Here is a 24,727-nt window from a genome sequence, read left to right as displayed (position 1 = left end):
ATGGAGCGTTCGACGCACCCCGCCTTGCATCGAGTACCCACATGAAGATCACGCAAGCAAGACTGCCCGAGGCCAATGCAGTCATCACTCTGGCGACCAGCGACAGCAGCGCCGCATCGGACTTCGACGCACACGAGTTCTTGAGCACGCGAGGCGTTGCTGACTCCGGCGAGCATGTCGATTTGCTGTTCGTCGTCGCGGAGGCCTCCGACCCCTTGTGGCCATCCCGCACGGCCGACCTGTGCCGCCGCGCAACACTGGCACTGGTTCAGCCGATGGTCTGCGCGGAGAAGGGCGCGAATCAGTTCCCCGCGGGGCCGACGATCTACCACGAGTGGATGCTGCGATTCTTCGATGCGCTGCTCGTGACGGATGCAGCGCCACTCGACGTCTTGCGCCATTGCGTCGACTTCCTCTCGCCAGGCGTCATCGGGACTGACTTCGCCGACCTGCATGCCTGTCTCGCGGACACACGCATCCTCTGTTTTCATCGAGTCGACGGGGCGCCCGATCACTGTGCAAGCGACATGATTGCCCGAGATGCCGGCTTGCGATCCCAGCTCCAGCGTGCGAGCCACATTCTCGCGGTGACGTACGGTGGCGACACAGACTCTGCGTTCGCCCCCATCAAGTACCTCGGCACCACGTCGCCGAACGCGATGGTGGTTGCACAATCCTGTCCGAGACCAGCAGACGCGTTGCCGAGCATGAGCCTGTTGCTTGCGGAAACTCGGAAGGAACACGCCTTGATCGGGCGCGAACGCCCAGATGACCAGAGCGTGTTGGAGATCGAGCGGGCCTCCATCACGCAACGAAGCTGACTTCACCAACCGGGCTCGACCACTTCGCACGGAAGGCGACGGCGGATCTGTTCCGTGAGCTGTTCCGCAAACACCGCCACGGCATGGTCGACGGGGCTGGTCGCATGGCCGGACACTTCGTCCATGATCACGCCGGTGGCTTCTCGGCGACCATCTGTGGTCATCGACACATCAATCGTCGCGCCATAACTGGCGACCGTGGAGCCACCGCGATCAGAGATCCGGTAGAGCACATAGTGCCCAGCCGAACAGCGGTCGACATAGCCGGCAATGCAGTTCGACATCCTCTGTCCCTCATGCTCGATGTCGGCACGCGTCGACAATGCTTCGGCGATGAAGTCCCCGGCGGCGTAGGTCGATAGGGGGATCCAGAAGGGGAATGCCCTTCGGATGCGGAAGCGATGGCCCCAGCGCACCCAGTCGGGCCAGCGGTGTCGACTCGGCACTTGCACCCGGCGCGGAAGCAAAATACGTCGACCGCGGTCGTGGCATACGACCACATAGGACAGCAGGCAGATCATCAGTTCTCGGAACTCGTTCTCGATTTCGGTCAGTCCATCGAACAGGGCCGAACGACGCGTTGCCTCGGCATCCAAGGCGCGTAACACCGGCTCCACGATGTCCATGCAGCCGGCGTACGCAGACACGATGGTGGCGATGGCCGCCTGCATGTCCGGGTGCAAGTTGTGCCAAGTCCGCCCAAGCCAGTGCCGCGCCTTTGCACCATCCACGATGCGGGTCAACTCCTGATCGAGCGTCTCCGTATTCGATCGCACCTCGTGCTTGGACTCATTGAGTGCGCCAAGTGGTTGTGGGCCCTCTGTCGCCAATCTGGCCCAGGCTGCATGACTGGCGCCAGCCGAATGCGCAAGGCGCTTCATCTGCGCCATCGCATCGAATTGCGTCGACAGGAGACCGGCGCGCATCCGGACGGTGACGAATGCCAGCCACTTGGGATGTTCAATCGATAGACGCTCCAGCACCATGCCCGCGCGGAGCAGGACGGACACGTCCCCAAAGCGTATGGCGGCGGAAGGGGATCCCTCGGCTTGGCGAACTCGCTGCGCCAGGGTGAGTGCATGACTCGGAATCGCCAGCGATGCGGCGACTCGGGCGCTGGCCTGCTTCGCGACCTCACTCTCGCTCAGTCGTGCTGCGATCCAGATCGCAGCCCGTTCAGGGGAATCCTGGAAGGCGATCAGCGCCGGTCCCGTTTTGCACGCGAACCGGGCAAGCCGATCGCGATATCGGGCTTCGACCCACGAGTAGAGCCACGCGCTGCGTTCGCAGAACAACCCGTGGATGGGACTGTCGAGGAAATGCCTGACGTCGGCTTCGCCAACCCCGCAGGTCACCAGGAACTGTCCCGACTCCAGGTCCCGCAGAATGGTCGTGCGACCGCCAATGCGGCAACCCGAGAAACCGGGGAGGTGCAACTCGGCAATCTCTGCCATCTCGGCAAGGATCGACGCGTCCACTTCCGCAAAGAATCCGAGTGTCTCGTCGACGCCTTTCCGACCGCTGCCCAAGTTCGACGCTCGCATGGTGAACGCCCCGTCGCTTCTGGCAGGACCATTCCCGCCGTGGACGAGTCAGCCTAAGTCTGATGCCGACAGCATGTGTCGTATCGACCATTCGACGAAGCTTCAGAAGCCACCGCAGGTGCGGACACGCCCCGGTTGGATCGGTCGCTATTCCGATGGACGCGAATTGATCATCGGCCGTGGTCGTCCGTCCGTCCCCGGCGCCGAGTCCAGATCGTCCATGCGGCAATGCCGGCGATGACTCTTGCAACGGACCTGCCCCTGATCTGCCTCGGACCACGCACCCGGCTCGCCGCAGACTTCACAGACTTGCGAAGCTTCGGTTTCGGCCAATCGCGCCATCGCGTTGCACCAGGGTGCCGATGCGGCGAAGTCGATCTGCAGCGCACCGCGGTGCTCGCGAATCGCGAGGATCACCGGCGGCTGGTCGCGGAGTTCGGAATCGACAACCAGCGTCCATGCGTAGCACCCGAGCAGGCGTTCCACGATGTTGAACCAACCCTCGCCGAAGTCGAACCGGGGGCGGGTCCGATGGTTGGCCTGACCGGGGCTTGGAAACAGCTCTGGATATCGCTCCAGCAGCAGGTTGTAGCGATCAGGATTCACTGCGCTCGTCAGGCTCATGGCGATCCGTCCGCGCCGCACTGGAGAGGGCGCAACGCGATCATGCGTCCGCCTCATCGGGATCGGCTCCCGGCTGGATGATCGACATGGGCAACTTCTGGTTGATCCGGGCAACGACCCAGGTCGCGAAGTGTCGGACCGCCTCGCTGACTTCCTCGTTGCCGGGTCCGCTGACCTCATCAAGGATGGCGTGCGTTGCCACGACACCATCTTCATCGGTGCGGCCAACAAGGTCGATTCCGATCGTCGCCAACGCGTGCCCGCCGTGCGTCCGGATGCGATAGGCGACGTAGGTGCCCGCTTCGCATCGACCGGTGTACCTCGCGATGCAGTGGCGCATGGTCTCCGACTCCTCGCTCAGGTCGAAGCGACTCGTCAGCGCGTCTGCGCAGAATGCCCCTTGCTCGAGGTGAGCGATGGGTACCCAGAATGGTCGCGCCAGGTATCGATCCATCGCCGAGCGCCAGCGCCGCCACCGATGCCAGCCGCGCTGGCGTGGCGGCTCCGGAATGCCCGGCGGCGTCACGATCTGGAAGTGCTCATCCTCGTCGAGCGCCAGATCGGTGGACACGTCCTCGTAGGTTTGCAGCGTGGCGGCGATCTGCACGAACTCGTTCTCCATTTCGGCTGCCGACTCGAACGCTTCAACGTGCGCCTCAAGTTCCTCACCGAGCGCCTGCAGCAGAAACTCGACCCAGTCGCAGCGCGGCGAGTACTGCGCCGTGAAGCGGACGATGCGATCGCCAAAGATCGGATGCAGAGAAGGCCAGTAGCCGCCGAGCCAGTGGCGAGACTTGCCGGCGGCGACCACGAATTCCCACTCGGCGGCCTCGTCCTTCATCCCGAAGTCCTCGACGGCAGCGGGCACTGACGCTGCCGCGACGGACGTCGTCGGGAACTGTGGCCCGTCCGCGACCAGCTGCGCCCAGGCTGCATGGCTCATGCCCTCCGCGCGCGCCAGCGACTTGAGCTGCTGCATGACGTCCCGATAGGGCGAAATGCAGCCGAAGCGCAACTGCTGCGCGGCCAGCGTGAGCCACGCCGGGTGCTCGCCAGCGACCCGGCGCAACAGCGCTCCCCGCTGGAGCACCTGTTGCACATGACCGAAGGTCGCGCTCCCTTCGGTCCCTGCGGACTGCCGCCGCAGGCGTCGCGCCAGGTCGAGATCCTCGGCATTCAGCAGCAGGGACTCTGCAATCCGACGGCTTGCCTCTCGTGCAACGGGCAGCTTCGCCAGCTTTGCGGCCATCGCCTCGGCGTCCGAATTCGACCACGACAGCGCCTCGGCCGCGTCCTTGCCCAGTCGATCGGAATGATCACGGCCACGGGCGCCCACCCAGGCTTCGAGCCAATCACTGGGGGCACAGAACAGCGTGTCGACGCCGGCGTCCAGGAAGGACATCGCGCTGTCTGCATCGACCCCGGCAAGCACCATGCATTGGCCAGAGGCCACGTCGCGCAGCACCGTGATGCGCGAACCGACGATGCAGCCAATCCACGCCGGCGTCTGCAACGGAATGCCCTCCTGCAGCTCCCGCACCAGCGACTGAAGAAGTTCCGCGGCGTGTTCCTTCCGGGCCGCCGCAACGGACGGTCGGGACCTGGTCTTGGGTGCTCCCATCATCTGCCTCCCTGGATGCGGGACGACGCCCGCGCGAGGCTTCAGGTTATTGATTCATGCGACGTGGTATGTCGCATGGATGCCCGTCAGGACGGGTCGGGCCTGCCGTGCCTTTGGCGCTGGCGCGAGGACCTGCGTGCACCATCGCGGTGGCTTCATCGACGACCCAACCCGCGATTTCGCGCGGCTCAGCGTGAATGGCGTCGGTGCCGAGACTGAGCATTGACGCGCGGCCCATTTCGTGACCCAATATTGGGTAACAATTAGGGTGGCTGCCATGCAAACCTTCACCATCCGCGAACTACGCGAACGCTCTGGCGACCTGAGCCGCGAGGCCGAGGAAGGACGTCTGGCATTGGTTACCCGCCATGGGCAGCCACTGTTCGTCAGTGTGCCCTTCACCGAAGATCTGCTGGAGGCAGGCGTGCACACCGCAATGGCCGTCAGCTTGTTCAAGAACGGCGAACTGACTTCTGCCCGTGCCGCCAAGTTGGCGCGGATGAGCCTGGCCCGGTTTCTGGCGCATCTCAGCGAACAGGGCATCGCTGTGGTCGATCACGATCCTGCGGAACTGACGCGAGAACTCGCCGCGTTCGATGCGGCGCAATGAGTCGGCCGGCGTCGAAGCGGCCCGTTGTCGTCTCCGATTCCGGACCGCTGATCGCCCTGGCTGGTTGCGGTCACCTGGAACTGCTCATCGCGGTGTTCGATGGGGTCCATGTGCCGCAGGTGGTGCTCCGCGAATCCACGGTGGATCGATCGCGTCTCGGCGCCGCCGACATCGCCGCCTTCGTGCAGGTCCACGGAAAGGTGCATCCCGACCGTGACGACGCCATCTACACCGCCGCGGCCAGTCATCTGGATGAAGGCGAAGCGCAGGCGCTGAGCCTGGCACACGCACTGGGGTGTGGCGTATTGATGGACGAACGCCGCGGCCGGCAGACCGCCATTCGTCAAGGCGTGCCGTTATTCGGCGTACTGGGCGTGCTGCTGCAAGCCAAGCGCATCGGCAGGATCGATCGCATCGCGCCCGCGCTGGCTCAGATACAGAGCAACGGCTACCGCATTTCACAGGCCCTCATCGACGCAGCATTGAAGCTCGCGGCTGAAGCAGACTGATCCTTACGCAGACCGCGTGACAAGATCGCGCCCGCAAGGCCGATGATGCGCAACTGATACGGCTTCGCATGTGGCACGGCCGCCCTCAGGACGAAGCCGGCCTTCCTTTTTTTCGGCGCAGGCGGGCACGAATCTCCGCAGCCATCGCGGTGGCTTGGTCAACCACCCAATCCGCGATCTCGCGTGGCTCCAGAACGATGACTTCGGTGCCAAGGCTCAGCAGGTAGGCGCGCAGCAGGTGCGAATCGGGAACGGTCGCGCTGATGCGCCACGGGTAGTCCTCATCGACCATCGGGGTGATGGCCTGATCGTCACCGAGTGGTGTGCCATCCCAAATCTTCGCGAACGCCGCTCTTGCCGCCACGACCAACCGCAGTGGCCGATCGCTCCAAGCCATATCTGCGGCGCCGCTGTGCAGGTACGCGTCGAAGTCGAAGTCGGACGTGTCCGCGGGCGACGCCAGCGCTTCGGCTTCGACCATGCGATGCAATGCGTACTGCGTCGGATCGCGCCTTCCTGTTCGCGCAATCAGGTACAGCACCGGAGGTCGGAACAGCAGGCCCAGCGGGTGACAGACGATCTCCCGCGCATTGCCGTCCGGTCCTCGGCGATAGCGCATCCGAAGTTGTCGCCCACGATCGATGGCGGTCTCGACCTCACGTTGAACCTTGGCATCGAGTCGCGGTGCCTTTAGGGGATGACCGGCAGGCACCACGCGGATCCGGTCGGTCCACACGACTTGCCGGGCGCGACGCAGCGGTTCGAACGACGATTCCGCCTGCCGCAAGCTCGCGGTGAGTTCTTCGCCGAGATCGAATGGCAGCACCGGGCGCAGATGGTCGAGGACAAGCTTGGCCTGGATGGCAACCTGCAGCCTCTTGGAGCGTTGTACTCCGGACGACCCCGACTGGGCGAACAACTTCCGATAGCGGATCGCTCGCGCATGATCGCTTTCCAATCGCTCGCGCACCCGCTCCACCCGCCCGACGTCCGACTCGCACAGCCGCTCCAGTTGGCGCTGGATCCGGCGTTCGACGGTGCGACTCTCAGCCAGGCCGAGCTTTTGCATCAACTCGCGCACGGTGGCGCCATGCCCGTCCACCGGCAATGCATCCAGCAACTTCACCGGCAGGTGTGCGTCGCGTTCGTGTCCCATGGTCGCCCTCAGTCTCCGACGCCGACTTGCAGATTGCCCGAGGCATCACGCTGGATCCAGTACGTGAGCTCAGGGTCGTGAACGGCGGTAAGCCCATACTCCGCAGCAGTCGAGTCGGCGCGCTGGTCGAAACTGGCCAGGCAGTCGATGAAGTATGGTGCCTCCTGTACCTCGCGGACGTTGCCAAGGTCGATGCGAGCCATGCGCCGCATCTGCGCCATGTCGAGGTTCACGCGATGCGTCACCTTGATCTGCATGATCAAGGCGCCGTGGATCTCATCGCGAACCAGGGCAAGCACGTCAGGCTTGGCGCAAAGGCTGGTGGCAGACTTGGCGTTCACCGGCGCCGGATCGCGATGTTCCTCCGGCTTTTCCTCCGTTGTCTGCACAACTGCAACCGGTGCAACCGTCTGCGTCCCCGCAACCGACTTGTTCGATCTCGACGGACTGCCCCAGCCAGCCACGGACATGCAACCCGCGAGCGCCAGGAACAAGAGCCCGAAGAACTGCGGCCCCACTGCCCAGAACACGCGCACCCGAATCGTGTCGAGAAAGCCCGTGCTGATGAATGCCACCGGCATCATCTCCCGCCGTAGCCAGTCCGCAACGCGCCACACCACACTCGACAACGCGACATAGCCGGTCAATGCCGCGATCCCGACCAACCAAACGTGCGCACCCTCCTGCCTCCCGACACTGCGGATCGCCATCACGATCAGTCCGGCACCGGCGGGCATGAACAACCAGTACCAAGCCGACAGGGGCTCCGCACCCCCTTGCTCCTGCACATCGCTCATCACTGCTCTCCGTTGAGGGGAGCGCAGTGTGCTCACCAATGCGACACCCTACGTCGCACCGGTCGCCGAACATTGCCGCGGAGCAGCATGAGCCGGGAAGTCGCATGCGGTAGGCTGCAGGCTCTCATCACAACGGAGGCAGGGGGCATGTCTAGGGCAATTCCGCTTTCCGCAATCAAGAAGGCCGTACTTGACGGCATCGTTGACGCTGCCGGTGCGGCGGGCGAACAATTCGGCATGTGGCTGAACGAGCTTCCCGAGTACTACGTCACTGCCAGAGTGGCGGATCGCTTGGCAAAGACGCTCGGTGATCAGGGATGGGTCCATCTTGAGCAGCAACGTTCGACGGTGCTTAAGTCGGCTAAGGCGGAACTTCGCGGACGACGCTCGCGAGCCGTACCCAAGAAGGCCAGATTTGACCTCACGGCGTACTACAGCAACGAAACTCCACGCGCGATCATCGAAATCAAGTCACCGGTGTATGTGTGGAATGACGCGATCCAACGCGATGTTGATCGCCTGTGCGATGCGCTGAATCGAACTGCGGGAAAATCTCCGCTCCAATGTGGCGTGCTGGGTTGGTATACCGATGCAACAATTCCGGATCGGAAAGACACCAGCGCGACAAGCCGAGTCCGACGCTATCTGGATGAGTGGGAGAAGCAGGTCAAGGCTTGCGTAAGTTCACACGAGATGCGCGTTGAGTTCGCCAGGAGCAAGGTCAGCAGGGTCAGGCACGGCAGTAGCGACCAGCACGAAGCCTGGGCCGCATGGGTTGCCATGATCCGTAAGTGACGAATCAGCGGTTCACATGCGGGCTTGGATCACGATGTCTGTGACTGGCTGACTGGTGGAAGTCACTGCGGCCTCGCCGCCACAAGCTCCAACGTCATCGCATAAGCGCTTGCATCGCCCGGTTCGTGCCAGGTGCCTTCGCAGGTTGCTTGCGTTTTGCTTTTCCGATGTAGCTTTGCGTTGATCGTGGCGGTCACGGCGGGCTGGCGGTCGGACCGAAACGTGCCTTGGCCTTTCAAGGTCTTGCCGGCGCAGTGCAGGCGCATCTCGCCGATGTAGCGACCGAGGTCGCTGTCGGTTCCGCTGAACTGGACGATCCAGTCGTCGCCTACGATCGACGCCCGCGTGACTTCGGCCGTGTATTCCTCATGGTGGTGCCCGTCGTCGTAGTCGAGGATCAGGTCACCGACATACTCGTTCGCTTTCGAAGTCATGCGCGATTCCTCGTGATACTGAGCAGGCCGGTTGCAGTCGATTCTGCCGCGCACGGGCCATTCCTCGCCAGTCCGGGCTTCGACCGTGGCATGCGGCTTTCGGCTTGGATCGCCGCATCGACGCAGTAGTCGCGTGAACCCAAGGCGCCAATCTGGTCGACGTCATGCGACATGTCCTGTCGCGCAAGGCGCGATGCTGGCCTCATGGAAACCGCGACCATCCCCCTGGATCGAGAAGCATGGAACCCCGGCGCGCAAGAGCCGCCGACCCTGACGATGCTCTGGGCAATGCGCATGCTCACGCGCGTCAAGGGCGGCAGCGAATTCCTGAGTCGCAGCGGATTCTCGGACGACGCGCTCGCCGAGAAGCTGGGCCTTGGTCCGTGGGTGGAAAGCGACTGCGACAAGGCCCGTCTTCAGGCAATGCGGGAACGCCTTCAGGTCCTGGAGCATTGGGCCTCACGAACCGAGGCAGGCGTACCCGTCGCTCTCGCTGCGCATGTGTCCAGGCTGGGCGAACTGGTCGGATTGACCGCGCGGGAGCGACGACTGATGGAGTTCGTCGCGATGCTGCATCTCGATCCGATTCTGGAGAATGCAGCCTTGTACTCGGGCAATGGCTCCCGCGACACGCTGCACGCGACATTGGCCCATGTGCTTCGGCTGGATATCACCGATGTCCGCCAGGCTCTGGCTCCGACCGGACCATTGCTGAAGAGCGGCCTGGTGACCGTCTCGCCCCGGGCGAGCCAGACGCTGGACGATCGCATCGCGCTGCTGTCACCGCGATTCGCGGATGCTCTCCTGCAGCCCTCCGAGGACGTCGTCGACTTGTTAGCACATGCCGTTTCGAGATGTGCAGTACCGACCTTGGTCCGACACGACTATGTGCATGTCGAGGACCTGCTGACGATCCTCGTTCCTCACCTTGCCGAATCGCTCGCCAGCGGTCGCATTGGCGTCAATCTGCTGGTCTACGGACGACCCGGCACGGGGAAGTCAGAACTCGCCCGCGTGCTTGCTGCCGAGGTCGGTGCGGCTGCCTTCGAGATCGCTTCGGAGAGTGAAGACGGTGAGTTGTTGCGCGGCGAGATGCGCCTGCAGGCGCATCGGCTGGCACAGTCGCTGCTGAATGCGCGCAATGCGCTGCTGGTCTTCGATGAGTCCGAGGATGTCTTCCGGGAATCGGTGATCGGCTTGCGTGGCAGTGCCGCACAGTCGCACAAGGCGTGGATGAACCGCATGCTCGAAGACAATCGGGTCCCGACCGTCTGGATCTCCAATTCGATCGATGACCTCGATCCGGCCTTCGTCCGTCGCTTCGACGGCATCATCGAACTGGGCGTCCCGCCGCGGCTGCAACGCAAGCAACTCGTCCAGCGCTATGCCGGCGCCATGGTGAACACTGCCGATGCCGGACGGATCGCCGAGTCCGCCAACGTGACGCCGGCCTTGCTGTCGCGCGCATGCGCGGTCGTCGCATCGGCGCAGCGTCGAGCAGACTCGATCGGCGCGTCCGGTGCCGTGGTCCGACTGATCGACAGCACGCTCAGAGCGCAAGGTGAGCCTGCGCTACTGAGTCGCGCGGACGCATTGCCCCCGTACTATGACCCGCGATACCTGACGACAGACGCCGACTTGGTGTCGATCGCGGAAGGCATTCGTCGGGAAGGGGCGGCACGAATCTGTCTCTACGGGCCGCCCGGCACGGGCAAGTCGGCGTTGGGAGCGTGGCTCGCGCGTCACCTGGAACGCCCACTCCTCCAGCGCAAGGCGTCGGAGCTGCTTGGCATGTACGTGGGCCAGACCGAAAAGGGCATCGCCACGGCGTTTCGCGAAGCCCATCGGGATGGCGCCATCCTGATGCTCGATGAAGTCGACACATTCCTGCGCGATCGGCGGAATGGCCAGCGCAACTGGGAGCTGTCGATGGTCAACGAACTGCTGGTGCAGATGGAACAGTTCAACGGCGTGTTCATCGCGTCGACCAACCTGATGGACGTGCTGGACCAGGCCGCACTGCGTCGCTTCGATCTGAAGCTCAAGCTTGGTTACCTGAAGCCCGATCAGGCCTCCGACCTCCTCCAGGTCGTCTGTGCCGACCTCGGTCTCGATGCCACCGAAAGTGGGATGGTCGGTCTCCTGCGTGGACTCGATGTGCTGACGCCAGGCGACTTCGCGGCGATGGCCCGACTCCACCGATTCGAGCCTTTCCGAAGCGCCGAAGCTCTCGCCGTGGCGCTACGCTCGGAATGCGCGCTGAAGGAGGATGGTCGGCGCCATCGGATGGGATTCACTTGGTCGCAATGACCGTGCGAGAACGACCGGCATGGCCATAATTCGAGGAGCAAGACATGAAGATTGAGTTATCCAGACAACAAGTGGACGAATTGCTGAGCAACGTCAGACGATGCACTCTGGCTGAAGTCGACGCGGACAGCGAGCCCAGCGGATACGTTCTGGAAATCCATGTCGGCAGCGCAATGGAACCCGAAGCAATCTTGAGGGTAGGGAGCGCCCAGTTCCCACTCGGTCCGGTAGAGTTGACGGTTGAAGCTTGACCGGCGCGGAGGTCTCAGGCGGCTTCACGTGCTTCTGCTGTATTGACGATGAGTTCGCCAAAATCTAACCAAGACAAGGACCTTCAATGTCAGGGGAATACGAAAAAGCCATTTCCATCGGAAAGGCCATCAACAATATTGTCTCGCGTCGTTATCTCTTGCCCGCGATACAGCGAAAGTTCACATGGAGCACATCCCAGATCGAAGTGTTGTTCGATTCGATCATGCGCGGCTACCCCATCAACACCTTCATGTTCTGGGAGGTAACTGACGCGGAGGTCAAGAGCAACTTCCGCTTCTACCAGTTCCTTGAAAAATACTGCGAACGTTTCGGCGAGAACAATCCTGACTTCGATACCAAGGGGCACGGGAACTTCCGGGCCGTCATCGATGGCCAGCAGCGACTGACCTCGCTGTACATCGGCCTGAAAGGGACCTACGCGTACAGGTTGCCACGCAAGTGGTGGCCCAAGACTCAAGATGATTCCATCCTGCCACCCAGACGGTTGTATCTAAATATCACTGAGCCTCTGGACGAAGAGCGAAACGAGGAGATGATGTCGTATGAGTTCTCTTTCCTGACAGAACAAGAGCGTGAGAAAGCGACCGATTGGAAATGCTGGTTTCTTGTCGGTGATGTGCTGGATTTCGACGAGGCGGAGACGGCCGATCAGGTGCTGGACGTAGTTATGGCCTATCTCGAAAAGGTTGGCATGTCGTCAAACGCGTATGCCAGAAAAACACTGACGCGGCTCTATTTCGCCGTTCGGCGCGACACCCTGATTCACTACTACAACGAGACCAGTCAGAAAATCGACCACGTCCTGGACATTTTCATCCGCACCAACCACGGAGGCACGCCACTGTCTTTCTCAGATTTGCTGATGTCGATTGCTATCGCGAATTGGAAGAATGACGCGCGTCAACAGATCGACGATCTGGTGGACAAGATCAGGTTTGGCTCAGACATGGAGTTCTCCATTGATCGCGACTGGATTCTGAAGGCAGCGCTGGCTTTGACGGATGCCGACATTCGTTTCAAGGTTGAGAATTTCGCCGGTGAGCAGGTTGCCCGAATCGAGAGCGAGTGGGACGAGATCGGCGCGTCCATCTTGGAGACCTTTCGATTGATCCGGTCGTTCGGCCTCAACGACGCATCTCTACGTGCAAAGAATGCAGCCATTCCCATTGCCTACTACCTATATCACAGGGGGCGCGACGCCTCCGCTGGCAAGAAGGGAGTGTTCTCAAGCATCAACAAGCAGGCATTTCACATACAAGATCGGAAACTGATCCGGCAGTGGTTGCACATGTCGCTGCTCAAGGGCGTTTTCGGCGGCCAAGGTGATGCTCTGCTGACAAACTTGCGCAAGATCATCAAAGCCAACATGGCGGCAGATTCATTCCCGCTGACGAAGATCATCGAAGACTACCGGGGGCACAGCAAGGATCTGCTTTTTGATGATGACTTCATCCGTCGGTTGCTCAAAACCCAGAAAGATGATGCGTCCTGCTTCTCGATCCTGGCCCTGCTGATGCCGGATCTTGACTACACGCGAGCGCTGCAGAAAGACCACATTCATCCAGCGGCATCTTTCAATCAGGACAGGCTGTCTCGGTGTGAATTTCTGAAAGGAAAGCCAGAGGCGCTTGAGTACTTCCAGAACCACGAGAACTGGAACAGCATCGTCAACCTCCACCTCTTAGAGGAGTCCAGAAACAAATCGAAGCAAGATCGACCCTTTGCTGATTGGCTTCAGGAACAAGAGGGGCTCAGCCTTGACGGACTGCTGATCCCTGCTGACGCGCCACTTGAATTTGCGTCGTTCCGAACCTTCGTTGAAAAACGATCCCGGCACTTGTCCGGCATCCTCAAGAGACTGGGCGGCGGCGAAAGCAATGAACTGAATGCTCGCGACTAGTGAGCTTGCTCGGGATCACGCTGTAGGTGAGCGATGGCTGACAACAACAAGCAGGACGTCGTCGCGCGCCAGTGGGAGATGCTGAAACTGCTCCCGTCGCGCGGGACGGGTGCATCGGCCGGACGACTCACCCAGTCCTTGATCGACTTGGGTTATGCGGTCGACAAGCGCACCGTTGAACGCGACCTGCGCAAGTTGACCACCCTGTTTCCGATCGTCGTGGACGAGCGATCCAAGCCCTATGGCTGGCGATGGGCCGACCACGCACGAGTCGACATGCCCGGGATGGACGTCGGCGAGGCGTTGTCGCTGGCACTGATCGAGCAGTACCTGAAGCCCGCCTTGCCCGCGACCATGATCCGCGTGCTGACGAGCCGTTTCCGGCAAGCCGTCGACAAGCTCGCCGCCCTGGGTCCGTCCAATCGGAGCTCGCGCTGGCTCCAGAAGATCAAGGTCGTGGCACCCGCATTGCACCTGCTGCCACCAACGATTCCGGAAGGCGTTCTGGAGTCGGTGCAGGAAGCGCTACTCGAGGGCGAACAGATCGAGGTCGCCTATTGCAGCGCCGACGACGAGACACACAAGCCCTTGCGGCTGCACCCGCTCGGCATCGTCCTGCGCGGACAGAGCACCTATCTGGTCGCCACGGCCTTCGACTACACCGATCCGCGCCTGCTGGCACTGCACCGGATGAAGTCGGTGGAGCGACTGGGCGTTCCCGCCAAACGTCCGCGCGGATTCGATCTCGACGCCTACGTCGACTCGGGTGCCATGGAGTTCGGCGACGGCACGCCTATCCAGCTGGTCGCGATAGTCTCGTCCTCGCTGGCCCGCCACCTTGCCGAGACACCCCTGTCGCGCGACATGACGCTCCAGGCGATCGGCGATGAATTCAAGGTCACGGCCACCGTCCGACACACCTGGCAGCTGCATTGGTGGATCCTGTCGCAGGCGGATGACATCGAGATCCTGAAACCCGCGTCCCTGCGCAAGGAGATCGCGGGGCGGCTGGCCGACGCAGCCGAAGCCTATGCCACGCCGATCGCGTCGAGTCGCAAGAGGAAGCGCCCGTGACGTCCACGCCGCCTTCGGCTCCACGGCAGCCCAACATGATTCGATTGTCGAAGTCGCGCATCCAGTCCGGGCGCCAATGTCACAAGCGGTTGTGGCTGGAGCTCCATGAGTCCGACCAATCGAACTGGTCGCCCGCGGCGCAGGCCCGGCTGGACGAGGGCACGCGCTTCGGTGAACTGGCGCGCGAACTACTCGGCGGCGGAATGCTGGTCGCGGCGGATCATCTGCATGTGAAGGAAGCGCTGTCCGAGACCGCCGAGCACTTGTCCAGGCCGCGATCCGAAGTCGGGATGCTGTTCGAGCCGGGGTTCTCCCATGACGATGTTCGCGTCAGGGTCGATGCGTTCCGAAGGGATGCGGACGGCGATACCTTGATCGAGGTGAAGTCGACCACCTCGGTCAAGGACGAACACCTGTGGGACTGCGCCATCCAGACTTGGGTCGCGCGCGAATCGGGCCGCCCGGTCGTTCGCGTCCTGCATGCGCATGTCGACAGCGAGTTCGTCTATCAACGGGAGAACGACTACCGCGGGCTACTCAAGGTCGAGGAGGTCACGGCGGAGGTGAATGCTCTCGTCCCCGAGATCCCGGGCATCGTCGAGTCGCTGAAGACCGTTGCGGCCGGCCCGCTACCGGCCATCCTGACTGGCGATCATTGCGGCAGTCCGTATGAGTGTCCCTTCCTCGATCACTGTCGCGCACAGGAGCCACCGGGTCCGGAATTCCCGATCAGCATCCTGCCGAGGGCAGGGAAGGCGCTGCTTGAGCAGTTGCGTGCGCGGGGCTGGATGGATGTCCGTGATGTGCCCCTGACCGAGCTTCGCAATGACAACCACCGACGCGTCGCCGCGGCGACCGCGAAGGGTGTTCCCGACATTGCCCCGAAACTGTTCAGAACACTGGCCAAGATCCCCTATCCGAGGCACTACCTCGACTTCGAGACGATCGGCTTCGTGGTGCCTCGGTGGATCGGGACGAGGCCGTTCCAGCAGGTGCCGTTTCAGTTCTCGTGCCACGTCGAACGAGCGCGGGGCGAGTTCACCCATCATGCCTTTCTCGATCTGAGCGGCCAGTCGCCGCTGCCATCCTTCGTCAAGGCGCTGCTGCAGGCGGCAGGCAAGAAAGGCGCCGTCCTGGTCTGGAACCAGTCGTTCGAAGCGACTCGCATTCGCGAGTTGGCCGAGATGTTTCCGCGACATGCCAGTGCACTGAACAACATCATCGACCGCATGGTCGACCTGTTGCCCATCTACCGCGAGCACTACTACCACCCGGCCATGATGGGCTCATGGTCGATCAAGGCCGTCCTTCCGACGATCGCGCCCGATCTCGATTATTCGAATCTCGACGTGGGCGACGGCGGTGCGGCGCAGGAGGCCTATCTGCGCGCGATCTCGTCGAGCGTCTCGGATGTCGAGCGCGAGGCGTTGCGGCAGGCACTGCTGACGTACTGCGAGCGCGACACCTGGGCGATGGTTCGGCTTGCGCATTGGAACGGCGCCGCTCATGAAACGTGAAGCATGCCGCTCTGCGACCAATCGCAGCTCATGCGACGACCGTGGCGCCGCAAATAGGAGAGGCGCAACCCGCCATACGCCTCCCTCGAGGTTACGAGGACCGCCATGCCAACAGCTCGAATACTTTCTGCCCCCATCCACTCCAGCCGCAATCGCTCCATACGTGGACTGGATTCCGGCGGCCACGACCGGCGAGTCGGGAATTCGAACCCGTCTGTCGCCACAAAGGTGCACGCCTGATGGATGCGGATCGGCAGCAGGAACTGTTCGAACGCTACCCACTGATCTTTCAGGAGCGCTCGTCGCCCGAAACGGAATCGGCAATGGACCGAGGCATCGAAACCGGCAACGGTTGGTTTCACCTGATCGACACGCTCTGCGCACGACTCCAGCGCGAGACCGATTTGGACGGTGCGCCGCAGGTCATCGCGACGCAGATCAAGGAGAAGATCGGCGGTCTTCGCTTCTACACGCGCAAGTCCAGTACAGAGCGCCAGCGGGCGATGATCGATCTGGCATGCGATCTGTCTCTCCGCATCTGCGACGCGTGCGGTGCGCCGGGGTCACTCTTATCGGTGGGCCAGCGGCGCACAAACTTTCAACCTGCAGGCCGCGTGACACGCTGTCCTTCTCACGCTGAAAGCTGACGACCTCTGCGAGGCCCTCGCGATCAAGGATTTTGCTGCGGAACGAAAGCGCGTTTCGCTTCTCTTGTCCCAGATCCGCCAGAACCGGCCTCTCGCAGTGGCCAGAGGCCGTCCTGCAGATTCGAGATCGGGTCTTTCTTTTCATCGAGAGCCTCGGGGATCCTGGCCTGGCGCCATTACGGCGATCTTGAAGTGGCGCCTTTATGCCGATCCCGGGATGGCGCCATTGAGGCGGTCGCTGACAGAGCGCCCGAGATCGCGGTGAGGCAGCCACGTCGCGCGCGACGCGCCGCGTGCGCGTCGATCAGCTGGCCGGTCGCATCGCTCAGCGGATCGAGGCAGAACGCCTTGAGCACTTCGAGCGACTCCAGATCGATCTCGTCATCGTTGTCGATCACCCGCAATGCCGGGATCGATCCACTCGGGGGATTGCTTGCAGTCATGCGAGACACGCTACCTGAGCTATTCACAACTCGCAAAGTCGGCGGGCAGCACCAGCGGATGCGCGGCGTAGCGCGGACAGCTCGCTCCACGAATCGATAAGCAGATCTGGCCGACCCTGATCGTCATTGCGCATGCGACCCTTCTTCCGGCGCGACGTTCAGTCGCGCATCAGCGGATGGGATCTGCGCGCGACGATGGATCGGGCAACTTCGGCAGCGCACGCTTCTCGGCAATGACACGCGCAGACTCGGCTTTCAGAGCAGCCGCTTCTTCCGGCGCAAATCCCAGGTCCGCGAACACATTTCCGTCCGCAGATGCGCATTTCGGTGATCGTGACCGGTCATTTCGGTCGATCGTGACCGGGTGGTGCTGAGTGTTGTGCGGTTGGTCAGATGGTAACCGGGTCGGTCACGATGGGTCGTCGTTTTTGGGTTTCTCGTGCTGTTTTTTGCGCATCGATTCGCCCTTGAGCGCGATGCGGTGTGAGCGGTGCACGAGTCGGTCGAGGATGGCGTCGGCGACGGTCGGGTCGTTCAGCCATGCGTGCCAGTGATCGATCGGTAGCTGGCTGGTGATGATGGTCGACTTGCTGGTGGCGCGATCGTCGATGACTTCGAGCAGGTCGTGGCGCGCTGCCTGATCAAGCGGCGTCATGCCCCAGTCGTCGAGGATCAGCACGTCGATGCGCGCGAGTTGTGCGAGCAGTTTGCCGAAGCTGCCCGATAGGTGTTCCGATGGATCGCGACAACCTTGCTCAGCGGCTGCTGGTAGCCGCCGGCGAGGTTCCAGGCCACGGGGATGCCGCGGTCATGGAGTCCCTGGAAGACGCGGCGATCGCGCTCGGAGAGTTCGGCGGTGGTGAGGAAGCCGCCAAGTGGATCGTCGATGTGGGGATCGGCGCCTGCCTGGTAGAGCACGATGCCGCAGTTCGCCATGCGCGCGACATGATCGGGAATGGCATTGAGGAAGGCGGTCGCCTGGTATTCCGCCATGAAGGTCCGACCGGCGCTGTAGTGGGAGATCCAGTGCAGGCCGAGGCGGTCGACAATGTCGTCGGTGCCATCGCCATAGTGGTAGTCGTAGTCGAGGATCCCGACGCGCAAGCCAGGGTGTTCAGCACGCAGTGCCAGTGCAGTCACGATGAGTCCATTGAAGGTGCAGTACGCCGCCGACTCGCTCCAGCGCGCGTGGTGGAAGCCCGACACCGGCGCGGCAACCGCGGTCTTCTGCGTCATGGCCACGCGCGCCGCCGTCAGCATCGCTCCGGTCGTGTAGGGCAGAGATCGGTTCACATCCGACGAGCGCGTGCCGAAGCCGTTCGGGATGCGCTGCGCAAACACACCTTCCACGAACTGGCGTTCGTGCGCGCGACAGAAATCGTCGATCGTCACCGGCACCGGCGGCACGATTCGGATGTCCGCATCCAGATCGATCCACGCGTCGACCACCGGCCGGGGCTTCGCCGCGCTCGGCGACGACCCCTGCGCCGGCGCCACCATCGCATCGCTGTAGATGACATGCATGCCTGATCTCCGTCGGGTGCGACAGCCTGCGCCAGGAGGATCTCAGAGCATGCGACTTCCGCGCTCGACTCGCGTCCTAACCCTGTGAAGCGCCGCCTGATCGCGGCCACGCACTGCTGGCGCTGACCATCGAATCCCCACGTCCATGGTGGACAACAGGCACGCTGCTCCCATCACCGCAAGGACTTGCGCGGTGCATTCGCCGGAGACCGAACACGCACGACTGCCGTGTTTTCACTTTCGCAGACTCGGGTGCATGGTGGTCTTGCGGCGATGTGCCGCTTGTGGAGCTTGTCCCATGCGAAATCTGTTCTCGCTTGTCCTGATGCTCGTCGCCTCGATTCCGGTGCTGTCTGCGGAGCCGGCGCGCGCGCTCGGCTTTGAAGTCGGCAAGGCCACCTCGGCCGAAGTGCGCACGGCCATGACCGAGCGCGCCGGTCACCCGAGGCAGCAAGGCACCAGCGCCGTCACCGGTGGCGAGCTGCTCCTGTTCGGCCCGGACCGGGCCATCGGCGGCATGAAGGAGGCCGTCTTCGTCTTCGATACCGAGGGACGACTGGTGGCTACGGTCGTGGTCCTGTCGAAGGATCGCTACGAGGAGGTGCTGAAGGCGCTGCGATCGAAGTACACGCTGCTCGACGAACAGCGCCCGTTCGTCGGCAACCGGTCGGCGCGTCTTCGCAGCGGCACGGTGCAAATCGTGGTCGATGCACCGCATCTGTCCTTCGAGATGTCGGTGCTGTACACGACGCCGGCATTCCAGAAGCAGTTGGATGCGCAGCAGCGCGCCGAGCGGGAATCCGCGCGACGCCGCGATGCGGCCTCGTTCTGAGGTGGCACCATGACCTTTCTTGCCTGCGTCCTCCTGGCGGTCATTCTCGCCCTGCTCGTCCATCTCAGCGATATCGGGCAAGCGGCACCCCGCTCGGAATCGGACTCCGCACCGAAACGTCGCCACAACCCGCCCGCACCTTCCGGGCCGGCATCCTCAGGGGCGTCATCGCCCGCGACCAACGACACGGACACGCTGTCACCCGAGGCCGAGATCATCTACGCGCGCCTGCGTAGCGAAGGCGCATCGGAGGTCTACGCGCGCGCCTACGCCAAGGCCTACGTTGCCCATCTGGCCAGAGGCTTCAGCGGCAGCGGCGCGGCGTCCGGTGATTTCGGTGAGCACGTCGATGACCGGTACGGCCCGATGACGATGAGGCAGAAAGTGACGAAGATGGCTTCGACTCGGCGTGGCGTAGCAACGACCCGATCGACTCCATGAGCGATGATGCCTTCGACGATGACATGGAGCACGATGCAGTCCTCGGGCACCTGCTGGATCACGAGCTCGACGACTATCCCCTCGCGTCCACGTCCTCGGACATCAACGCCTTCGACTCCGGCATCTTTGGAGATCACGGCTCCGGCTTCGACGATGGCCCGTCGCATGATGCAAGCGACCCCGGCTGCAGCTGGATCAATCCGGCCTCCGGCCTGCCGATGATCGGCGACGGACTTTGCGGAGTCGACGTGGCGGGCAATCCCTTCGGCTTCAGTCACTCGGACCCCTGAGCGCACGGGAACCAGGTCATCAGGATCTGCACTTCCGCGCCAGCGGTGACGCGGTAGCGACAGCTTCGGTGGCGAAGCGACTGTGTGGCGCGAAAGAGTGAACCCGAGCGGGGGCCTTCCACAGCTCGCCTCGGAGGGCATCATGAGCTTTCAAGTTGCGATGCGTTGAACCAGCCCGCCACCAAAGAAGCGTTCGCCTAGACGGCCTTCAGGCGTCCCCGTGGCGCCTGACGATCAAGGACCTGGTCCGCAAAGGCCCAGGTCTTGTCGTCGAAGGGGCGAAGGCAGATCTCGCGCACCATTGCGTCGAGGTCCGCATCAAGCTCGGTCGCCGCGCCATCAATCACCTGCAGTACAGGGCCGTGCGTGCTGCCGGGGTTCGTGTTCATGCGAATCACGCTACCCCACGATGTCCCAACGCGCAAATTCCAACCACGGCGGCCACCCCAACCCCCCCCATCTGCGGCCGGGTCGGCCTCCCCGGCTCGCTGTGCGGCGCTTTGGCTCCGTCGAACAACGGGCACTCACCCTTCGCGGGCTGACTCGATGCAGCGGCGGCGCGGCGTTCCCCACGAGTGAAAGTTGACGACATGCAGGGACGCGTCAAAGTGGAGCTGCGGCGACCTGTGGAGAAGGGGCGTTCCTTCAATCTGGCGGCCGGCTTGCCCATGTGCGGGTCCAGTGGCACTGACGTCACTGGATGTCCTCTTGATCTTGACTGGAGGTCGCATGATCGCTGACTTCATTGATCGATCGATTCTGATCCACCACACGTCTGGCCAGAGGAGATTCACGCATCCTCGGGAGCGTCGCTGCAAATGACGGACATGCCGCAACGGCCTCGATCCCACGACTTCCCTCGGCGATGGTCCAAGATCGATTTCCCCCGAAGAACGACGCCTTTCCCGCGGGCCGTGATCGCCCGCCCCATCGTCAGGAACATTCAATGGCCAAGAAGAGGAAATTCCAGCGTGCTGCCGACGACGAAGTCGTAGCCCACGCTGCAGAACTGGATTGGCTGCTGCGAGCAATCGAAGCCGAGTCGGAATTTCATGAAGGGTGGTACTCCGATGAATGCTGGATCGCCGATGTGTTCCCGTGACATTGCATGCAATGTCAGACCTAGCTTTGTGGCTACGTCTGACTTCGCATGCAATGTCAGACCGCGTCAACGCGTTCAGCGGCCCACTGGTATGACCGTGCTGCGTTTGTGATCGTGTTGCGCGCACCGAGCGTCCATCCGGCCTTGGCCGTGCCCATGTGCGTGCGCACCGCGGCATCGAGCTGCGCGAGCTCCTGCGTGTGCTGCGCCAGCATCTGCTCGCGCGCACTGGTCTGGCCCATGCTGCGAACGAAGCTCGCGCTCAGCCAGGCGATCGTCGTCCTTCACCTCCGGCGCTGACGGGTGCAGCGCCGTGAGGCTCTGACATGACGCGAGCCAACTGAAGGTGGGCCGCAGCGGAACTGGTCCTATTCCCTTCTCTTCAGGCTGCCAACCGGTCCTGGGTCTTCCTGGACACTTGCTCCAGAAACCGAAGGAGTTCGGCCCGCTCATATTTCACCCGCCCGCCATACAGGTAGCGATGCGGGCCATAGCCGTTCGCATGCCAGCGGTCGAGCGTCGAGAGCCCGAGGCCGAGAATCTTGGCTGCTTCCTTCTTCGATACATGGTCCATGATCTTCGCTTCCTCGACCGGAATTGGCGGGGCTGGCGAAAGCATGCCGAAGGCGCCGCCCGTTGGTTTGGCGCAAACCCCCGATGACGTGCGCCCTTTGCGACGAGGTCGATGTCGCGTTTGCGGAAAGTCGCTTCCCGCGAGAGTGCCGATCCACTCGATCTTGCGCGACCTGGCGGCCGTCGACGTGTCGATCTGGTCTTGGATGATCGAGACGGTTGCACCAACGGATCGCTTGCGCGACGATGTCTGGGAGCCGCATCGGAGAACTGAGGAACCAGTGAGGAACCGCCATAAAAACAAAGGGCCTGCATCGCTGCAAGCCCCTGATTTGAATGGCTGGGAGACTAGGATTCGAACCTAGATAGGCAGAGTCAGAGTCTGCAGTCCTACCATTGGACGATCTCCCAATAGCGCGATTAGCGCTTCGAGAACTGGGTGGCGCGGCGGGCTTTGTGCAGGCCGACCTTCTTGCGTTCTACTTCGCGGGCGTCGCGGGTCATGAAGCCGGCCTTGCGCAACGTCGGCTTGAGCGACTCGTCGTATTCGACGAGCGCGCGGGCGATGCCGAGGCGGATGGCGCCGGCCTGGCCGGTGACGCCGCCACCGGCGACGGTGACCAGCACGTCGAACTTGTCGGTCATCTTCAGGGTTTCGAGCGGCTGACGCACGATCATGCGCGCCGTTTCGCGACCGAAGAACTCGTCCAGCGGCTTTTCATTGACCGTGATCGAGCCCTTGCCCGGGCGCAGGAACACGCGCGCGGCGGAAGACTTGCGACGACCGGTACCGTAATTCTGCGAAATCGCCATGATGGAGTTCCTGTCAGCCGATGTTCAGCGCTTGCGGCTGCTGAGCGGTGTGCGGGTGCTCGGCACCCTTGTAGACCTTGAGCTTGCGCGCCATCGCGCGGCCCAGCGGATTCTTCGGCAGCATGCCCTTGACGGCGATTTCGATCGCGCGCTCCGGGTGCGTGGCCAGCAGGTCGCGCAGCGACATCGTCTTCAGGTTACCGATGTAGCCAGTAAAGCGGTGATACTGCTTGTCCTGCAGCTTGTTGCCGGTGACGGCAACCTTTTCCGCGTTGACCACGACGAGATAATCGCCGGTGTCGCAATGCGGGGTAAAGACAGGCTTGTGCTTGCCGCGCAGGCGATGCGCGAGCTCGCTGGCGAGACGGCCGAGCGTCTTGTCCGTGGCGTCGACGATGTACCAGTCGCGCTTCACGGTCTGCGCGTTTGCGCTGACGGTTTTCATCTGCGTGCTCCGAAGAGGGTCGGGGTCCAAAAAGGCCGGCGACTATAGCCGCCGCCGGCACGAATGGCAAGTCGGCGGGTAGCGCCGTGTTGGGGGTTAGTGATCTGTCCGGTTCTGTAGCACGCAATCTGTCCGGTTGTCATCGTGCCCTGAAGGGAGCGCGAGATGAGACGACTGGAGGTGCTACAGGAGGTTCGGAAGATGAGGTTTGAAGAGGCTTACGAGGGATGGCAGGCGGGTCGGCTGACGCAGTCGGATGCGGCCCGGATTCTCGGCATGTGCGATCGCAGTTTCCGGCGGTATTTGCCGCGATACGAAGCGGAAGGGCTGGACGGGCTGATGGATCGACGGCTTGACCGTGCGTCCAACCGGCTGGCGCCGGTGGACGAAGTGATCGCGTTGACGGAGTTGTATGCCCGGCAACACAGCGGCTGGAACGTGAAGCATTTCCACAGCTGGTACCAGCGCCAGGGCGGCGCGCGCAGTTACACCTGGGTCAAGCTGCGGCTACAGGGCGCGAAGCTGGTCGCGAAGGCGGCGAAGCGCGGCGTGCATCGCAAGCGACGGGAGCGTTCGGCGCTACCGGGGATGATGATCCATCAGGACGGCAGCACGCATGAATGGTGTGTTGGTCGAAAATGGGACTTGATCGTGACCATGGACGATGCCACCAACACGCACTATTCGATGTTCTTCGTCGACGAGGAAGGCACATTGAGCAGCCTGCAAGGGGTGCGCGACACGATCCTGGCCCAGGGGCTGTTCAGTTCGTTCTACAGCGATCGCGGCAGCCACTATTGGTATACGCCGCAGACCGGCGGGAAAGTCGACAAGGCCCGTCCCACCCAGTTCGGTCGGGCCCTGAAACAGCTGGGCATCGAGATGATCGCAGCCTACTCACCCGAGGCCCGCGGCCGTTCCGAGCGCGCTTTCGGAACGCATCAAGGGCGCCTTCCGAACGAACTTGCCCTGGCGGGGATCACCGACATGACCGCAGCCAATCGCTATCTGCGCGACGTCTACATGCCGGCCTTCAATGTCGAATTCGCCCAGCCCGCGATGGCCGAGGGCTCGGCATTTGTGCCGTGGATCGGCACCAATCTCGACGACATTCTGTGCGAACAGCACGAGCGCATCGTCGGCGCTGACAACTGCGTCCAGTTCGAGGGGCGGAGTTTGCAGATCCCACAGGACAGGAACCGCTGCCACTACGTCCGCGCGCGAGTCAGCGTACACCGCCACGCGAATGGCCAGCTCGCCTTGTTCCACGGCCCGCGTCGCCTCGCCACCTACAACGCCGACGGCCAGCCAGCCGAACAGATCGAAGTGGCAGCGTGATTCGCGCGCTGCGCGCGGAAACCGGCTACGGGCTACGCCCTCCGCCGATTCCCGCGCGCAGGCAAAAAAGCGGACAATTCATGTGCTACGGAACCGGACAAGTCTAAAAACCCGCGACAGTCGGCGGGTAGCGCCGGTGACTTCCGGTAGTCGTCGCCCCGCCCCGACGAAGGCAGGCTGCGCGTGGCCGACGCCGGGTCACCCGTCCCCACCCAGAGAGATCCACGATGCCCCGACTGCCTTGCTTTCCCTGCCCCGCCGCGGGCGCGCTGGAGCGCTGCGGCGCGAGATGCC

29 protein-coding genes and 1 tRNA gene are annotated in these 24,727 nt (G+C 62.8%); 15 read left to right on the top strand and 15 right to left on the bottom strand.

All coding sequences use genetic code 11. The features are described from left to right. Positions 1–41 precede the first annotated feature (41 nt). On the top strand, positions 42–821 hold the full coding sequence (locus IPG63_07590; GenBank protein ID MBK6727110.1) for a hypothetical protein: 780 nt from the start codon (positions 42–44) through the stop codon (positions 819–821). A 2-nt stretch (positions 822–823) separates the two neighbouring features. On the opposite strand, the gene IPG63_07585 is transcribed toward IPG63_07590, so the two are convergent. The 3 genes from IPG63_07585 to IPG63_07575 form a co-directional block, all read right to left on the bottom strand. Then, positions 824–2,365, bottom strand: a complete 1,542-nt coding sequence (locus IPG63_07585) for a hypothetical protein (GenBank protein MBK6727109.1) — start codon at positions 2,363–2,365, stop codon at positions 824–826. 147 nt (positions 2,366–2,512) lie between these two features. Next, positions 2,513–2,989 carry a hypothetical protein gene (locus IPG63_07580; protein ID MBK6727108.1) on the bottom strand — a complete coding sequence of 159 codons (477 nt, stop codon included), beginning with the start codon at positions 2,987–2,989 and terminating at the stop codon, positions 2,513–2,515. A 40-nt stretch (positions 2,990–3,029) separates the two neighbouring features. Further along, positions 3,030–4,529 (bottom strand): hypothetical protein, encoded by a 1,500-nt coding sequence (locus IPG63_07575; GenBank protein MBK6727107.1) that lies wholly within the window; start codon positions 4,527–4,529, stop codon positions 3,030–3,032. 358 nt (positions 4,530–4,887) lie between these two features. Between IPG63_07575 and IPG63_07570 the strand changes: the two genes are divergently transcribed. After that, positions 4,888–5,220, top strand: coding sequence for a UPF0175 family protein (locus IPG63_07570; GenBank protein ID MBK6727106.1), 333 nt, complete (start codon positions 4,888–4,890; stop codon positions 5,218–5,220). Next, positions 5,217–5,729 (top strand): DUF3368 domain-containing protein, encoded by a 513-nt coding sequence (locus tag IPG63_07565; GenBank protein MBK6727105.1) that lies wholly within the window; start codon positions 5,217–5,219, stop codon positions 5,727–5,729. The genes IPG63_07570 and IPG63_07565 overlap by 4 nt, the downstream gene beginning before the upstream one ends. Positions 5,730–5,814: 85 nt before the next feature. Here IPG63_07565 and IPG63_07560 read toward each other — a convergent pair whose 3' ends face one another. Then, on the bottom strand, positions 5,815–6,708 hold the full coding sequence (locus IPG63_07560; GenBank protein ID MBK6727104.1) for a WYL domain-containing protein: 894 nt from the start codon (positions 6,706–6,708) through the stop codon (positions 5,815–5,817). Between the two features lie 185 nt (positions 6,709–6,893). Beyond that, complete coding sequence (locus IPG63_07555) at positions 6,894–7,598, bottom strand: hypothetical protein (protein MBK6727103.1); 705 nt, start codon at positions 7,596–7,598, stop codon at positions 6,894–6,896. A gap of 231 nt (positions 7,599–7,829) precedes the next feature. Between IPG63_07555 and IPG63_07550 the strand changes: the two genes are divergently transcribed. Next, positions 7,830–8,477 carry a hypothetical protein gene (locus IPG63_07550; GenBank protein MBK6727102.1) on the top strand — a complete coding sequence of 216 codons (648 nt, stop codon included), beginning with the start codon at positions 7,830–7,832 and terminating at the stop codon, positions 8,475–8,477. A gap of 62 nt (positions 8,478–8,539) precedes the next feature. Here IPG63_07550 and IPG63_07545 read toward each other — a convergent pair whose 3' ends face one another. After that, a complete protein-coding gene (locus IPG63_07545) occupies positions 8,540–8,965 on the bottom strand; it encodes a hypothetical protein (protein ID MBK6727101.1) in 426 nt (141 codons plus the stop codon). A gap of 150 nt (positions 8,966–9,115) precedes the next feature. Between IPG63_07545 and IPG63_07540 the strand changes: the two genes are divergently transcribed. The 6 genes from IPG63_07540 to IPG63_07515 all read left to right on the top strand — a co-directional run bounded on the left by IPG63_07540 (position 9,116) and on the right by IPG63_07515 (position 16,632). After that, complete coding sequence (locus IPG63_07540; protein MBK6727100.1) at positions 9,116–11,221, top strand: ATP-binding protein; 2,106 nt, start codon at positions 9,116–9,118, stop codon at positions 11,219–11,221. A gap of 44 nt (positions 11,222–11,265) precedes the next feature. Beyond that, positions 11,266–11,472, top strand: a complete 207-nt coding sequence (locus tag IPG63_07535; GenBank protein MBK6727099.1) for a hypothetical protein — start codon at positions 11,266–11,268, stop codon at positions 11,470–11,472. Positions 11,473–11,558: 86 nt separating this feature from the next. Then, complete coding sequence (locus IPG63_07530; protein ID MBK6727098.1) at positions 11,559–13,394, top strand: DUF262 domain-containing protein; 1,836 nt, start codon at positions 11,559–11,561, stop codon at positions 13,392–13,394. A 33-nt stretch (positions 13,395–13,427) separates the two neighbouring features. Then, positions 13,428–14,468, top strand: a complete 1,041-nt coding sequence (locus IPG63_07525; protein ID MBK6727097.1) for a WYL domain-containing protein — start codon at positions 13,428–13,430, stop codon at positions 14,466–14,468. A gap of 35 nt (positions 14,469–14,503) precedes the next feature. After that, positions 14,504–15,985, top strand: coding sequence for a DUF2779 domain-containing protein (locus IPG63_07520; GenBank protein ID MBK6727096.1), 1,482 nt, complete (start codon positions 14,504–14,506; stop codon positions 15,983–15,985). 239 nt (positions 15,986–16,224) lie between these two features. Continuing rightward, positions 16,225–16,632, top strand: coding sequence for a hypothetical protein (locus IPG63_07515; protein MBK6727095.1), 408 nt, complete (start codon positions 16,225–16,227; stop codon positions 16,630–16,632). A gap of 176 nt (positions 16,633–16,808) precedes the next feature. Here IPG63_07515 and IPG63_07510 read toward each other — a convergent pair whose 3' ends face one another. From IPG63_07510 to IPG63_07500, 3 genes are all read right to left on the bottom strand, one after another. Further along, on the bottom strand, positions 16,809–17,075 hold the full coding sequence (locus IPG63_07510) for a hypothetical protein (protein ID MBK6727094.1): 267 nt from the start codon (positions 17,073–17,075) through the stop codon (positions 16,809–16,811). Between the two features lie 409 nt (positions 17,076–17,484). After that, positions 17,485–17,865 carry an ATP-binding protein gene (locus tag IPG63_07505; GenBank protein ID MBK6727093.1) on the bottom strand — a complete coding sequence of 127 codons (381 nt, stop codon included), beginning with the start codon at positions 17,863–17,865 and terminating at the stop codon, positions 17,485–17,487. Then, positions 17,748–18,599: a hypothetical protein gene (locus IPG63_07500; GenBank protein MBK6727092.1), complete on the bottom strand. Its 852-nt coding sequence runs from the start codon at positions 18,597–18,599 to the stop codon at positions 17,748–17,750. The genes IPG63_07505 and IPG63_07500 overlap by 118 nt, the downstream gene beginning before the upstream one ends. A gap of 298 nt (positions 18,600–18,897) precedes the next feature. Here IPG63_07500 and IPG63_07495 point away from each other — a divergent pair, with 298 nt between their 5' ends. Genes IPG63_07495 through IPG63_07485 form a run of 3 tightly spaced genes read left to right on the top strand, consistent with a single transcriptional unit; the run spans position 18,898 to position 20,162 of the window. After that, complete coding sequence (locus IPG63_07495; GenBank protein MBK6727091.1) at positions 18,898–19,431, top strand: hypothetical protein; 534 nt, start codon at positions 18,898–18,900, stop codon at positions 19,429–19,431. Positions 19,432–19,440: 9 nt separating this feature from the next. Next, a complete protein-coding gene (locus IPG63_07490; protein MBK6727090.1) occupies positions 19,441–19,872 on the top strand; it encodes a hypothetical protein in 432 nt (143 codons plus the stop codon). Further along, the gene (locus tag IPG63_07485; protein ID MBK6727089.1) at positions 19,869–20,162 is read left to right on the top strand and encodes a hypothetical protein; all 294 of its coding nucleotides are present in this window, start codon (positions 19,869–19,871) and stop codon (positions 20,160–20,162) included. The genes IPG63_07490 and IPG63_07485 overlap by 4 nt, the downstream gene beginning before the upstream one ends. A gap of 197 nt (positions 20,163–20,359) precedes the next feature. Here the strand turns inward: IPG63_07485 and IPG63_07480 are convergent, their stop codons facing one another. Continuing rightward, a complete protein-coding gene (locus tag IPG63_07480) occupies positions 20,360–20,551 on the bottom strand; it encodes a hypothetical protein (GenBank protein ID MBK6727088.1) in 192 nt (63 codons plus the stop codon). A 557-nt stretch (positions 20,552–21,108) separates the two neighbouring features. Here IPG63_07480 and IPG63_07475 point away from each other — a divergent pair. Continuing rightward, entirely contained in the window at positions 21,109–21,264 is a 156-nt protein-coding gene (locus IPG63_07475) for a hypothetical protein (GenBank protein MBK6727087.1), read from the top strand. Positions 21,265–21,320: 56 nt separating this feature from the next. On the opposite strand, the gene IPG63_07470 is transcribed toward IPG63_07475, so the two are convergent. From IPG63_07470 to rplM, 5 genes are all read right to left on the bottom strand, one after another. Next, a complete protein-coding gene (locus IPG63_07470) occupies positions 21,321–21,506 on the bottom strand; it encodes a hypothetical protein (protein MBK6727086.1) in 186 nt (61 codons plus the stop codon). A gap of 140 nt (positions 21,507–21,646) precedes the next feature. Further along, positions 21,647–21,883, bottom strand: coding sequence for a helix-turn-helix domain-containing protein (locus IPG63_07465; protein ID MBK6727085.1), 237 nt, complete (start codon positions 21,881–21,883; stop codon positions 21,647–21,649). A gap of 291 nt (positions 21,884–22,174) precedes the next feature. After that, a tRNA-Gln gene (locus IPG63_07460) sits at positions 22,175–22,248 on the bottom strand. Positions 22,249–22,257: 9 nt separating this feature from the next. Continuing rightward, positions 22,258–22,650 carry a 30S ribosomal protein S9 gene (rpsI, locus tag IPG63_07455; protein MBK6727084.1) on the bottom strand — a complete coding sequence of 131 codons (393 nt, stop codon included), beginning with the start codon at positions 22,648–22,650 and terminating at the stop codon, positions 22,258–22,260. A gap of 13 nt (positions 22,651–22,663) precedes the next feature. Continuing rightward, positions 22,664–23,095, bottom strand: coding sequence for a 50S ribosomal protein L13 (gene rplM / locus IPG63_07450; protein ID MBK6727083.1), 432 nt, complete (start codon positions 23,093–23,095; stop codon positions 22,664–22,666). A gap of 165 nt (positions 23,096–23,260) precedes the next feature. Between rplM and IPG63_07445 the strand changes: the two genes are divergently transcribed. Next, positions 23,261–24,433, top strand: coding sequence for an ISNCY family transposase (locus tag IPG63_07445; protein MBK6727082.1), 1,173 nt, complete (start codon positions 23,261–23,263; stop codon positions 24,431–24,433). Positions 24,434–24,727: the final 294 nt, after the last annotated feature.

The organism is Lysobacterales bacterium (genome assembly GCA_016703225.1).
Lineage (GTDB): Bacteria > Pseudomonadota > Gammaproteobacteria > Xanthomonadales > Ahniellaceae > JADKHK01.
This window is presented reverse-complemented; position numbering and strand designations above follow the sequence as displayed.